Here is a 12,532-nt window from a genome sequence, read left to right as displayed (position 1 = left end):
ACGATCCGAATCGGATCGTCCCCCTTCTCGTCGCACCGTGCCGGCTGCTTCAGAAGCTCCCGATGCCCTTGCCGACCATCGAGAAACCGATCACGAGCAGCAGCACGGCCATGATGACCGCGTTCTCCTTCATGAGCCACGTGCGCAGGGCATCCAGCGCTCCGCCCAGCCTGTCGGCGGCGAAGAGGTACCCGACGACGGGGATGAGGACGGTGGATGCCGCGATCAGCGTGTAGATCGCGATCACGCCGATGATCGACCCGGTCGACAACGCGGCCGCTCCGATGTCGGTGCCCGCGCCGGCGGCCATGATGAGGTTCTTGGGGTTCAGCGCCGAGAGCAGGAACCCGAGTCCGAAGGCGCCGAAGAACGAGATCGTGTCGATCGCCTTCATCCATCCGGGCAGCTTCGGATCCTCGCCCTCCTTCGGGCGGCTGCGCCACTGCTTCAGCGCGAGCAGAAACAGCAGGGCGCCCAGCACGAGCTGGATGACGCCCTTGATCGGCTGCGAGGCATCCTCGTCGCCCTCGGGGAGGATCGACGACAGCAGGGTGAACACCGTGATGGCCACGATGATCCCGATCAGCCAGCCGAGCAGGAAGCCCACGCTGGTGACCCGCGCCTTCGGCGACAGAAGCATGAGGATCGCGGCGATGATCGGGATCGGGCTGATCGCGACACCGAGCGCGAGGGGGAGGATCTCCCCGATGACACTGCCCATCAGTTCTCCTTGACGTCGTGGCCGGTGAGATCGGTGATCGCGGCGCGATTGGTGATGTAGATCTTCTCGTCGTCGAGCAGCTCGAGCTTGGTCAGGCGACGCTGCGTCTTGGGACGCACGCGGCTGAAGCCGAGCGTGATGCCCTTATCGGCGAGCCATTGTTTGAGTGCGGTGAAGGACTCGGCACCTGTCACGTCGATATCGGTGACCGCCTCCATGTCGATGACGAGATGCTCGACCGCGCCGTCGCCTGCGGCCGTGACGGCGTCCTTGACCGCGGTCGTGAACACCGCCCCATTGGCGAAGAACAGCGGCGCAGCCATGCGGATGACGATCACGCCCTGCGCGGTCACGGTGCCCGCCGGGGCGTCCTCGAGCAAGGATTCGCCCGGGTCGCCGGACGACTCCAGGACGTCGATGGCCGGGTTGGCCGCACGCTTGGCGATGTTGATCAGGGCGAGGACGAACGCCACCAGGATGCCGGGGATCGACCCGACGAACAGCGTCACGAGGAAGCAGGTGGCGCCGATGAGGAACTCGAAGCGGTCTGCTTTCCAGAGCTCCCTGAACTCGCGGATGCCGAGCAGCGGGATGACCGCGACGCCGACGATCGCCCCGATCACGGGCGAGGGGATGTCCGCCAGCAGCTCGGTGCCGAACAGGAGCAGCAGCAGCGTGCCGACGGCGAGCACGAGCGACGGCAGCTGGGTGCGGGATCCGGCCTGGTCCATCGCGGCAGTGCGCGAGGTGGAGGATCCGACCGCGAAGCTGCCCTGCGCGCCGGCGGCGATGTTCGCGACGCCGAACGCCATCAGATCGCGATTCGCGTGGAACGGGTACCGGTGCTTCTCCGAGTACGAGCGCGACACCAGCAGGCCCTCCGCCGTGGTGACGAGGGTGAGCGCGATGGCCGAGGGGATCAGCGCCGCCCAGGTCGCCCAGTCCAGCATCGGCCAGGTGAAGGCCGGCGCGCCGGCCGGAACCTCGCCGAGCACCGCGACGCCCTTCTGGTCGAGGCCTGCTGCCAGGACGACGACCGTCGCGAGCACGAGGACCACGAGCGCCCAGGGCACGGCCCTCAGGTAGATGCGTCCGACGAGCAGAATCGCGACCGAGACCGCCGAGATCAGGACCGACCAGCCGTTGATGGTTCCGAGACCGGTGATCAGGCCGGAGACCTTCTCGACGAACTCGCCGCCTGATTCGATCTTGACGCCCAGCATCTTGGCGATCTGGCTGACCATGATGTCCAGCGCCAGTCCGCCCACGAAGCCGACGAGGATCGGTTTGGAGAGGAAGTTCGCCAGGAAGCCGAGCTTGAAGACGGCGAGGAGGACGAACATGATGCCGCAGATGATCGCCTGCGCCATCGCCAGGGTCGCGTAGTCTGCGCTCCCTGCGGTGGCGAGCCCGCCGACCGATGAGGCGACGAGGGCGGCCGCCGCGGCATCCGGAGACGCCACCAGCTGACGGGACGACACGACGAGCGCGTAGATGACGGTCGGCACGATGAGCGCGTAGAGCCCGGCGGTCGGCGGCAAGCCGGCGATCTGCGCGTACCCGATGTTCAGGGGGATCGCGATCGCGAGGAGCGTGACGCCGGCGGTCAGTTCTGATGCCAGGTTCTTCGTCGTGAGGCCGGCCAAAGGGCGCTGCATCGTGATTCCTCTCGTTCGTCGTGTCCCACACTGGCACTCGGGAGCACTCCGCGGCCAGCGCCGAGCCGGAAGATCACGCGGGAAGGATGAGGATCAGCGCGTCCGGACCGTCTGCTTCAGCCGCGTCCGCACGTCGAAGAGCTCATTGCCGCCGACGATCCGCGCCCCGGGGACGCCGGCGCGGAGCACCGTGCGCAAGGCGCTGCGGCGCACGGCGATCACCGGAATCCGCCCGACGGTTCCGAGCGGCGTGACGGGCTGGACGACGTCATCGTCCGGTAGCACGACGATCGCTCCGCCGAAGCGAACGCGTGCGGTGCGCGCGACGACGCGCATCCGGGCGAGCAGTTCGCCGACCGGCATCCGATCCCCGGCCTCCGGACCGGTGATCTCGTCGCGGCGGAACCCGACCGGCCCCCCGAAGTCCTCCGAGACGAGGCCGTACAGGCCGGTCGGGCTCAGCACGACATGGTCGAGGGTCTCGTCACCGGGTCCGGCGACGACGCCGTGCCAGACCGTGAAGCCGATGCCGAGATCGTCCATCGCTCGCGCGGTGTCCTCCTCGGCGAGAGCGTCGGCGAGGAGGCGCCGCAGCTCCCAGGGCGTCGAGCGGACGAAGGCCGGCGAGTACGGGTCGGCGATCTCACCCTCGGCCCATTCGCGCGCGAGGGCGAGGTAGCGCTCGCGGCGCCAGGATCCGGCTCGCCCGTAGGATGCCGTCCTCGGCCGGGTTCCCGCTGTCGACGGCTCGGTCCGTCCGCCCCATTGCAGCTGTGCGCCGTCGTCATGCCCGCGGTCATATGCGCGGCGGGCTTCGGCGGTGCCGATCAGCTCCCACGCGTGCTGGACCTGGATGAAGGCCGCGGCATCCCCTCCCGTGTCGGGGTGCGTCTCGCGCAGCCGCAGGCGATAGGCGCGACGCAACCCGTCATCGTCGACGTCGGGGGCGACGCCGAGCACCTCGTACGCCGACGCGGAGAGAGGGCTGTCGAACACCGATTCAGGCTACCGATCCGCGGGCTCGTGTGCGTGCATGAGGGGATGCCGCGGCGGACGGTGTCGGGAGGCGTGCAGCACCCGTTTCGCGAGACTTGGTCTGTGCGGTGATGCTTGGCCAGGGAAGCTAAGTGCCACCGCAGAAAGCAGGTCTCGCGGATGCGGACGGCAGGGGTCAGGATGCCGGGGTCGGACGATCGTCCAGGATGAGCTGCAGGAACGCGAGATCCAGCCATGCGCCGAACTTCACGCCCACCTGGGGGAGCAGACCGGTCTGCACGAAGCCGTGCTTCTCGTGCAATCGGATCGATGTCGTGTTGCCGCTCTCGACGGCGGCGACCATCACGTGCGCGCCGAGCTCGCGGGCCCGCTCGATCAGCGCTGCCATGAGCGCGTTGCCGAGGCCGCGGCCCTGGTGGTCGGGGTGCACGTAGATCGAGAGCTCGACCGTGCGGCGGTACCCGCTGTGCGGCCGCCAGGGACCGAACGTGGCGTAGCCGAGCACGCCGGAATCGTCGACCGCGACGAGCACGGGGAAACCCTGCCCGGTGCGATCCGCAAGCCAGGCCGTGCGATCCGCGACGTCGACCGTGTTCTCGTTCCAGATCGCCGTCGTGTTCTCGACCGCGTGATTGTAGATCGAGGTGATCGTCGCGAGGTCGCTCGCCTCGGCATCCCTGATGTGCACGATCTCGACCGTATCAGCGAGACGAAGTCAGCTGTCTCTGGCCCGTAATCTCCGATCCGGGCGTCATCGGCATCCGCGAGCGTACGCTGGAATCCGACAGCGGGGAAGGGCGATCGGCGCCCGTTCGAAGAGGCCGGGACCAAAATCGCCGCGTTCGTCGTTGTCCTCTGCAGACGCACCTCGCACCAGAGCGACGTCAGACAAGGAGTGCCACTCATGACCGACACCGGAGCCATCACCCGCACCCCGGGCACCGAGACCGCCGTCCTCGCCGGCGGCTGCTTCTGGGGCATGGAAGACCTCATCCGCCGTCAGCCCGGCGTGCTCGACAGCCGCGTCGGCTACACCGGCGGTGAGAACGACCATGCCACCTACCGCAACCACCCCGGTCACGCCGAGGCGGTCGAGATCGTGTTCGACCCGACCAAGACCTCGTATCGCGACATCCTGGCGTTCTTCTTCCAGATTCACGACCCCTCCACCCTGAACCGTCAGGGCAACGACATCGGATCGAGCTATCGGTCCGCGATCTTCCCGCTCTCGCCCGAGCAGGAGCGGGTCGCGCGCGACACGATCGCCGACGTCGACGCGTCGGGGCTGTGGCCGGGGAAGGCCGTCACGACGATCGAGCCCGAGGGTCCGTTCTGGGAGGCCGAGCCGGAGCACCAGGACTATCTGCTGCGCATCCCCAACGGATACACCTGTCACTTCCCGCGAGCGGGTTGGGTGCTGCCGCAGCGCGAAGTCGCCTGACCGTCCGCCGCGAGACTTGATCTGTGCGGTGAGGCTTGGCCGCTCCAGCCAAGTTTCGTCCCGCAGAACAAGTCTCGTGGGTCGCGGGGCAGGCGTCAGGCGTGCACGTCGGCGGGGGATTCGCCGCCCTCGGTGAAGGTCGGCTCCTTGCCCAGCATCCGACCGATCAGCAGGACGATCCCGACGATCACGAGCCCGAGGATGAGCCCGGCGATCGCGGACATCAGGGTGTCGCCGAACCACACGACGAATCCGCCGAGCGGCTCGAGCAGGTGCTCGACGCCGTGCACGAAGTCGGTGATGCCCACCAGTCCGACGGCGCCGAGGTTGGCCAGCACGAGATGCCCGCCGACCCAGAGCATCGCGACCGTGCCGACCACGGAGATCACGCGGAACACGGCCGGCATCGAGCGGACGATCCGGGTGCCGGTGTGCCGTACGCGACGGTCGGAGTTCTTCGCCATCTTCAGCCCGATGTCGTCGATCTTCACCAGCAGCGCGACCGCACCGTAGACGACACCGGTCATGAGCAGCGCGATGACCGCGAGGATGCCGAGCGTCATCCAGATGCTCAGCCCCGACTCGAGGTTGGCGAGCGAGATGAGCATGATCTCGGTGGACAGGATCAGGTCGGTGCGGACGGCGCCGAACACGAGCTTGTTCTCGTCGCGTGCGCCCTCGTCGGCATGGCCGTGATGGAACCCGAACCACTCGAGCACCTTCTCGGAGCCTTCGAAGCAGAGATACGTGCCGCCGATGATGAGCAGGTACGGCAGCACCCACGGGGCGAACGCGGTCAGCAGCAGCGCGATCGGGATGATGATCACGAACTTGTTGACCAGCGACCCGAGTGCGATCTTCAGGACGACGGGCAGTTCGCGCGCCGGCGTGATGCCCTGCACGTACTGGGGCGTGACCGCTGCGTCGTCGATCACGACACCGGCCGCCTTGGACGACGCCTTCAGCGCCGCGCTGAGGATGTCGTCGACGACCGCGAGCAGACCAACCGACATGGGACCCCCTGAGTGTGCTGTCGGGTTGCCACTCTAGCGGGGTCGCGTGACGGGCTGGCGTCTCAGCATCCCCCAGGCTGATGCCCCGACTCCGGCGGTCAGCACCGCGAGGATGCCGAGGCCGAACGGGACTCCGGCGATCGTGGCCACTCCGCCGACGACCAGCGGGCCGGCCGCGTCGCCCAGTTCGCGCCCCAGTTCGGCGCTGCCCATCGTGCGGCCCATCCGCTCCGGCGGCGTCGACGCGGCGAGGTGCGCGAAGGCGAGCGGGGTGACGATGCCGATCATGACGCCGATGCCGACGGCGGCGAGGAACAGGGACACCGTTCCCGGCGCGAGGGCCAGCAGGAGCAGTGCTCCGGTCGCCAGGGCGAGGCCCGCGGCGGTGCCACTGCCGGTGCGCAGGCGGCCGCGGTCGCGGGCGTTGCCGACCACCGGCTGGATGAGTGCGGATGCCAGCGCGAGCACGGCGACGGCGGCCGCTCCCACCAGCGGATGCAGGTCGAGCCGTACGGCCAGCAACGGCAGGAAGCCGACCGCGACGCCGAGGATCGCGGTACTGGTGGCCAGCACGAGCGTCGGGATGAGGAAGGACCGCGCCGTGATCTGCGCAAACAGGTCGCGCACGGTCGCCCTGGACTTCGGAAGCGGCGGCAGGTGCGGCACGCGCAGCGCGACGGCGAACGCCGCCACGAGCGCGAGGACCACCAGCGCGCCGTAGACCGCCTGCAGGCCGAACGCGTAGGCGAGCCAGATCCCGAGGATCGGACCGAGCATGTAGCCCATGCTCTTCCACGCCCCGTACCGGCCGAAGTAGCGGCCGAGCAGCTCGTCGCCCGCGAGCCGCGCGACGGCGGCGGACGATGAGGGCGAGAACGCGGATGCCGCGGCGCCCTGCCCGAGCCGCACGAGTGCGAGCGCCAGCGGCGTCGCCACGAACAGAGCCACGGCGGACGCCGCGGCGAACGCGATGAGTCCGCCGAGGATCACGGGTTTCACGCCGATCCGATCGCTGAGGACGCCGAAGACCGGCTTGAGGAACACCTCGGCCACGTCGTACAGCGCGAGGACGGCGCCGAACGCGAGCAGGGACATGCCGATGTCATCGGACTCGGAGCCCAGAACGCTCGCGACGCCGTGCGCGCCGAATGCGGTCGTGAAGCCCGCGAGGTAGAGGGGCGCGAGGGCCAGTCGTCCGGGGGAGCGTGTCACCGGGCCAGCGTATCGGGGGGTGTGAGCTCAGCGACTCGAGCCGACGACCCCGCTCGGTAGGCGCACGTCGAAGCGGCATCCGGTCGGCTCGTTCGTCGCGCTGATGCGGCCCTGGTGCGCCTCCACGATCCCGCGCACGATCGCCAGACCCAGTCCGGCTCCGCTGGTCCCGGCGATCCCCGTGCCGGGGGTGCGGGCGTGCGTGCCGCGCCACCCGGGGTCGAAGATCCGGTGCAGGTCCTCCTCGGCGATGCCCGCGCCCGAGTCGCGGACGGAGAGCGTCACGCCCTCGGCATCCTGCACCGTGCTGATGCGGACCTCGCCACCCGTCGGAGTGTGCTCAAGCGCGTTCATGAGCAGGTTCGATACCACGCGCGAGAGTTCGCGCGGGTCGCCGACGAGCGTGTGATCGGGGCTGGTGCGTTCGACGAGGACGATGCTCTTGGCCTGCGCGACCGGCGCGAGCTCGGCCGCGGCATCCGAGACCAGGTCGTGCAGCGACAGCGGTTCCAGGGTGAGCACGAGCGTGCCGGACGAGATCTTCGACAGCTCGAACAGGTTGTCGACGAGGGAGGTGAGCCGGTCGACCTGCAGGCGCATCTGATGGTGGAAGCGGGCCGGATCCGAGGCGAGCCCGTCCTCGAGCGCCTCGGTCATCGCCCGCAGCCCGCTCAGCGGAGAGCGCAGGTCATGGGAGATCCAGGCCACCAGCTCACGGCGCGACGCGTCGATCGCCTGCACTTCCTCGCGGGCCTGCGCGAGGCGGTGACTGGTCTCGGCGAGCTCGGTCGCCAACGCCTCGAACTCGGCGCTCGGGGCGTCGGAGGGATGCCGGTCGACGACCTCTCCTTCTCCCATGGCGTGCGTGAGCCGGCGCAGCTCGTCGCCGGCCCTTGCGATGCGCAGCCCCAGCAGCAGGGCGACGCCCACCGAGACGACGGCCGCGACGATCGTGACGGTCACGACCACGAGGAAGTCGTGCGGGGAGATGTACATCGCGAGCGCCACGGCGAGCACGCCGGCGGCCAGCGACAGCACCGAGGTCAGCACGACGACGAAGAGCTGGGCGATGAGCGGGCGGCGGTGCAGCAGCCGCAGTGCGAGCAGGCCGAGCGCGCCGATGACGAGAGCGCATGCGAGCGCCATGCCGACGATGGTGAGGAAATCGGGCAGCGGCACGTCAGCCTCCGAGGTCGAGTCGGTAGCCCACGCCCCACACGGTGACGAGGATCCGCGGGTTGCCCGGGTCGGCTTCGATCTTCTCGCGCAGTCGACGCATCGTGACCGTCACGGTGGAGAGGTCGCCGAACTCCCAGCCCCACACTGTGCGCAGGAGGGTCTGGCGGTCGAAGGTCTGCCTCGGATGCTTGAGCAGGAACGCGAACAGGTCGAACTCCCGCGCCGAGAGCTCCAGTGCCGAACCGTCCGCGGTCACGATCCGCGCCGAGGCGTCGAGGTGGAACGGACCGAGATCGAAGGGTGCCTCGGGCGCGAACGCCGCGAGGCTGCGGCGCAGCACCGACTGCACGCGCAGCACCAGCTCGCGCGGGGAGAAGGGCTTCGTCAGATAGTCGTCCGCCCCGGCCTCGAGCCCGTCGATGCGATCCTCCGGGGCGCCGAGGGCGGTGAGCATGATGATCGGGACCTGCGAGGTCAGGCGAATCCGGCGGCACACCTCGACGCCGTCGACCCCGGGGAGCATGCGGTCCAGGACGATGAGGTCGGGGCGTCGGGTCGCCGCGGCATCCAGACCCGAGAACGCGTCGGACGCGACATCCACCAGGAACCCCGCCGCGTGCAGGTACGTCTCGGCGACCTCGCACACCATCGGGTCGTCCTCGACGATCAGCACGCGACGGTCGACGAGATCTCCCTGCGGCTCGGCGGGCGCGGTCGACGTCATGCACCCAGGTTAGGCGGGGCGGTCGGCCGGAAGGCGGGGAGTTCGTCCGACGTCCGCAGATCGTAAGGGTTTGGGGGCGGCGCAATCCGCCCCTGATTCCTACATTCGGAGGATGAGCTCCTCCGTCGACGTGATCCTGCCGTGTCTCGATGAGGCACGCGCGCTGCCGTCGCTGCTCGCCGAACTCCCGCCGTCGTACCGGGCGATCGTCGTCGACAACGGCTCCACCGACGGGTCGGCCGAGATCGCTCGAAGACTCGGAGCGACGGTCGTGACGGCAGAGCAGCGCGGATACGGTGCCGCCGTGCATGCCGGCCTCCTGGCGGCGACCGCGCCGATCGTCGCGTTCTGCGATGCGGACGGCTCGTTCGACATGCGTCAGCTCGACCGTGTCGTCGATCCGATCCGATCCGGCGAGGCCGACCTCATGATGGGCCGTCGGATCGCGGTGACGGCTCAGGCATGGCCGCTGCACGCCAGGGTCGCGAACGCCGTGCTGCTGTGGTTCGTGCGGCTGCGGATGCAGGTCGGGCTGCATGACCTCGGCCCGATGCGAGCCGCTGACCGGGAGAGGCTCGTGGGGCTCGGCATCCGGGATCGGCGCAGCGGATATCCGCTGGAACTGGTGCTGCGCGCCCAGCGCGCCGGGTGGCGCATCGACGAGGTCCCGGTCGACTACCGCCCTCGCGTGGGCAGGTCCAAGGTCACCGGCACCGTCCGCGGGACGGCTCAGGCGATCGGCGACATGCTCCGGATGCTGCGGAGGTACGCATGAACGGCGTCACGGTGGTCATCATGGCGAAGGAGTGCGTTGCCGGCCGGGTCAAGACACGGCTGCACCCGCCGTTCTCGCTCGATGATGCCGCCCTCATCGCAGAGGCGGCGCTCGACGACACCATCGCGGCGGTGCGCGGAATCGATGCGCGCCGGGTGCTGTGCGTGCAGGGGACGCTGCCGGCTGTCGAAGGCTTCGAGCAGATCCCGCAGTCCGAGGGCGGCCTGGACGAGCGGATCGCCGACGTCCTCGACCGCCTCGACGGACCGGTGCTGCTGATCGGCATGGACACCCCGCAGATCGATGCGGAGCTGTTGGACATCGTGGTGCACCGCTGGCCGTTCGGGGTCGGGGCCTGGTTCGGCCCGGCATCCGATGGCGGGTTCTGGCTGCTCGGGCTGCGCGACCGTCTCGTCGGAGGGATGCCGCGGGGCGACCTCGTGCGCGGTGTGCCGATGTCCGAGAACCGGACCGGCGCCGTGCAGCGCGCCCGGCTGGTGGATGCCGGGCTGAGCGTCGCCGATCTGCCGATGCTCACGGACATCGACGACATCGACAGTCTGCGAGCCGTGGCGGCGGAGCTCGACGGAACGAGCGCGGTGGTGCGGCTGCTCGACGACCGAGGCCTGCTGCGTGGGGGTGCCAGGTGACTCTGCCGATCGTTGCGCATTTCGACGCCGGTGACGCGTCGCCGTACGCGACGGCGCTGCGCAGCGGAGGCGGGGTCCTGCGCATGATCGACGACGACGGTGCGCAGGATGCGCCGATCGAGCTGGGGCGCTTCCTCGCGGCGGCGGACGATGCCGACCGGTCGGTGCTGGAGCGGGCGCGCGGGGCGATCCTGGATGTCGGCTGCGGACCGGGACGCATGGTCCGCGCCGCGATCGTCGCAGGGCACCTCAGCCTGGGCGTGGATGTCTCGGACGCGGCCGTCGCGCACGCGCACGCGCAGGGACTGCCCGTGCTGCACCGCTCGGTGTTCGACGCGATTCCCCGCGAGGGCGGGTGGGGGACGGCGCTGCTGATGGACGGCAACATCGGGATCGGCGGCGACCCGGCGCTGCTGCTGTCGCGGTGCGCGTCGCTCGTGCAGCCCGACGGTGCCGTGATCGTCGAGGTGCACGCGGATCCGCACCGCGATCGCGGGTTCCAGGCGATTCTGATCGATCACGCCGGACGGACGAGCCTGCCCTTCCCCTGGTACGAGGTCGGACTGGACGGACTGCGCCGGTGCGCTGCGGATGCCGGTGTGCGCGTCTCGGAGACCTGGTCGCACGCGGGGAGGGTGTTCGCCCTTCTGGAGCGGGCGCAGGGCGTGGCGCTCTGAGCGTGACGGGGCTCGGGGCCCGCGGAGGGGCCGCATATGGTCGCCTCAGCCTGCAGGAGGCGGCGAAACGCGACCTCTCCGCATCGCGGCGATGCGCCGCCGCAGCACCGTGATCGCCGGGACGAGCACGAAGTCGTGCGCGATCACCGCGGCGGCCAGCCACACGGCCAGATTCAGCAGCTGATCGGGGCGCTGCGTGCTCACGAGCAGCCATCCGCCCCAGAGCATCACGCCGATGCCGAGCGCTGCCAGCACGACTCGCATCACATCACCTCGATCGCGCTCAGCCACTTGGTCTGCAGCACGCCGGGGCGACCAGGGGCGATGATCCGCGCCGGATAGCCGTGGTCCGGATCCAGGCGCTCGCCGTTGACGTGCAATGCGACGAGCGTCTTCGGATCGCGCGTGTACTGCGGCGGCATGGTCGTGGCGGCGAATGCCCCGCGCTGCTGCATGCTCTGCATCCGCACGGTTGCATCGGTCGGCGCGTCGACGAGATCGAGGAGGTCGGCGAGGCGGACTCCCTGCCACGCGGCATCCACCGTCCACCCTTCGACGCATGCGATCGGCAGCACCTCGCGGCGCTGCGGAAGCTCATCCAGGTCGGCGAGACTCAGCTTCCGCACGTGCGAGCCGTTGCACACCGTCAGCCGCCAGTCGGGATCCGAGGCGAGTTCGGTCACCTGCGCCTCGCGTGCCGAACGGTTCACCGGCAGGGCCTGCGGCGCGACGATCCGCCTCCGGTCGTCGGTCAGACTGAAGGGCCCTGCCGGAAGGATCGCGTGCGTGACCGCCAGTGCCCCCATCGCCGCCGACCCCGCGCCGATCCCGAGCAGGAAGCGCCGTCGTGACACGGCATCCGATTCAGTCATCCGACCCTCCGGCCCAGAATCGGCGGATCGTCGGCAGCTGCACCGCGATGTGCAGCAGCAGCGCGCCGATCAGCACCCAGGCGAGCGCGAAATGCGTCCGCCGGAACGAGAACTCCCACGGGTACCACCCCAGGACGTTGAGGATGCCGGTCACCGGCAGCACCAACGCCGTCGCGACCAGCACCCCCACCGACGCGCGCTCGATGACGTCGCGCAGACCCGTCACCGGTGGCCACTGGAACAGCCGCGGATACACCACCCACAGCTTCGCCAGCAGCAGCGGGAACAGCATGCTGCCCACGACGACATGCGTCCCCTGCGTCCACGCGTACAGATACTCCGGCCGCGCAGGAGCGACGAACCAGTCCACCGGGCTCTGCAGGAAATGGCTGTACAGCCCGGTGACGAAGCAGACGAGGAACGCGAGCCCCAGCATCCGGCCGACGACGACCGTCATCCGTGCATCCCGCACCGGCGAGGCGAGCGCGCGCTGCACGCGCGCTGCGCGCGGCCGGACGACGGCATCCAGCCGGTCGATCAGCGCGGTGCGGTCCGTCATGGCCTCAGTCTGCGCGGATGCCGATCGCCGACGCCCGCCGATTCGCTTACAGGGT

General features: G+C 69.7%; 15 protein-coding genes. 4 read left to right on the top strand and 11 right to left on the bottom strand.

Annotated elements, in window-relative coordinates; all coding sequences use genetic code 11:
- Positions 1-49: 49 nt before the first annotated feature.
- The 4 genes from M2317_RS07815 to M2317_RS07800 form a co-directional block, all read right to left on the bottom strand.
- Positions 50-721, bottom strand: coding sequence for a GAP family protein (locus tag M2317_RS07815; protein WP_429458923.1), 672 nt, complete (start codon positions 719-721; stop codon positions 50-52).
- A complete protein-coding gene (locus M2317_RS07810; protein ID WP_429458921.1) occupies positions 721-2,379 on the bottom strand; it encodes a SulP family inorganic anion transporter in 1,659 nt (552 codons plus the stop codon). Before M2317_RS07810 ends, M2317_RS07815 begins: the two co-directional genes overlap by 1 nt.
- A 93-nt stretch (positions 2,380-2,472) precedes the next feature.
- Positions 2,473-3,375 (bottom strand): J domain-containing protein, encoded by a 903-nt coding sequence (locus M2317_RS07805; RefSeq protein ID WP_429458919.1) that lies wholly within the window; start codon positions 3,373-3,375, stop codon positions 2,473-2,475.
- 175 nt (positions 3,376-3,550) lie between these two features.
- Entirely contained in the window at positions 3,551-4,063 is a 513-nt protein-coding gene (locus tag M2317_RS07800) for an N-acetyltransferase family protein (protein WP_429458918.1), read from the bottom strand.
- 216 nt (positions 4,064-4,279) lie between these two features.
- Between M2317_RS07800 and msrA the strand changes: the two genes are divergently transcribed.
- A complete protein-coding gene (gene msrA, locus M2317_RS07795; RefSeq protein ID WP_429458916.1) occupies positions 4,280-4,816 on the top strand; it encodes a peptide-methionine (S)-S-oxide reductase MsrA in 537 nt (178 codons plus the stop codon).
- Between the two features lie 95 nt (positions 4,817-4,911).
- On the opposite strand, the gene M2317_RS07790 is transcribed toward msrA, so the two are convergent.
- From M2317_RS07790 to M2317_RS07775, 4 genes are read right to left on the bottom strand one after another with little or no spacing between them, the layout of a single operon-like run.
- Positions 4,912-5,829 (bottom strand): DUF808 domain-containing protein, encoded by a 918-nt coding sequence (locus tag M2317_RS07790; RefSeq protein WP_429458914.1) that lies wholly within the window; start codon positions 5,827-5,829, stop codon positions 4,912-4,914.
- Between the two features lie 33 nt (positions 5,830-5,862).
- Positions 5,863-7,041 carry an MFS transporter gene (locus M2317_RS07785; protein WP_429458912.1) on the bottom strand — a complete coding sequence of 393 codons (1,179 nt, stop codon included), beginning with the start codon at positions 7,039-7,041 and terminating at the stop codon, positions 5,863-5,865.
- 27 nt (positions 7,042-7,068) lie between these two features.
- Complete coding sequence (locus tag M2317_RS07780; RefSeq protein ID WP_429458911.1) at positions 7,069-8,220, bottom strand: sensor histidine kinase; 1,152 nt, start codon at positions 8,218-8,220, stop codon at positions 7,069-7,071.
- A gap of 1 nt (position 8,221) precedes the next feature.
- On the bottom strand, positions 8,222-8,944 hold the full coding sequence (locus M2317_RS07775) for a response regulator transcription factor (RefSeq protein WP_429458909.1): 723 nt from the start codon (positions 8,942-8,944) through the stop codon (positions 8,222-8,224).
- A 112-nt stretch (positions 8,945-9,056) separates the two neighbouring features.
- On the opposite strand from M2317_RS07775, the gene M2317_RS07770 reads away from it, so the two are divergent.
- Genes M2317_RS07770 through M2317_RS07760 form a run of 3 tightly spaced genes read left to right on the top strand, consistent with a single transcriptional unit; the run spans position 9,057 to position 11,046 of the window.
- Positions 9,057-9,719: a glycosyltransferase family 2 protein gene (locus M2317_RS07770; RefSeq protein ID WP_429458907.1), complete on the top strand. Its 663-nt coding sequence runs from the start codon at positions 9,057-9,059 to the stop codon at positions 9,717-9,719.
- Positions 9,716-10,369, top strand: coding sequence for a TIGR04282 family arsenosugar biosynthesis glycosyltransferase (locus M2317_RS07765; RefSeq protein WP_429458905.1), 654 nt, complete (start codon positions 9,716-9,718; stop codon positions 10,367-10,369). Before M2317_RS07770 ends, M2317_RS07765 begins: the two co-directional genes overlap by 4 nt.
- Positions 10,366-11,046: a class I SAM-dependent methyltransferase gene (locus M2317_RS07760; protein WP_429458904.1), complete on the top strand. Its 681-nt coding sequence runs from the start codon at positions 10,366-10,368 to the stop codon at positions 11,044-11,046. Before M2317_RS07765 ends, M2317_RS07760 begins: the two co-directional genes overlap by 4 nt.
- A 45-nt stretch (positions 11,047-11,091) precedes the next feature.
- On the opposite strand, the gene M2317_RS07755 is transcribed toward M2317_RS07760, so the two are convergent.
- Genes M2317_RS07755 through M2317_RS07745 form a run of 3 tightly spaced genes read right to left on the bottom strand, consistent with a single transcriptional unit; the run spans position 11,092 to position 12,477 of the window.
- Complete coding sequence (locus M2317_RS07755) at positions 11,092-11,310, bottom strand: hypothetical protein (protein WP_429458902.1); 219 nt, start codon at positions 11,308-11,310, stop codon at positions 11,092-11,094.
- Positions 11,310-11,918 (bottom strand): molybdopterin-dependent oxidoreductase, encoded by a 609-nt coding sequence (locus M2317_RS07750; RefSeq protein WP_429458900.1) that lies wholly within the window; start codon positions 11,916-11,918, stop codon positions 11,310-11,312. Before M2317_RS07750 ends, M2317_RS07755 begins: the two co-directional genes overlap by 1 nt.
- Positions 11,911-12,477: a cytochrome b/b6 domain-containing protein gene (locus tag M2317_RS07745; protein WP_429458899.1), complete on the bottom strand. Its 567-nt coding sequence runs from the start codon at positions 12,475-12,477 to the stop codon at positions 11,911-11,913. Before M2317_RS07745 ends, M2317_RS07750 begins: the two co-directional genes overlap by 8 nt.
- Positions 12,478-12,532: the final 55 nt, after the last annotated feature.

This window comes from Microbacterium sp. ZKA21, from assembly GCF_050434165.1.
Lineage (GTDB): Bacteria > Actinomycetota > Actinomycetes > Actinomycetales > Microbacteriaceae > Microbacterium.
The sequence above is the reverse complement of the archived record's forward strand: the minus strand, read 5'-3'. Positions and strand labels throughout refer to the sequence as shown.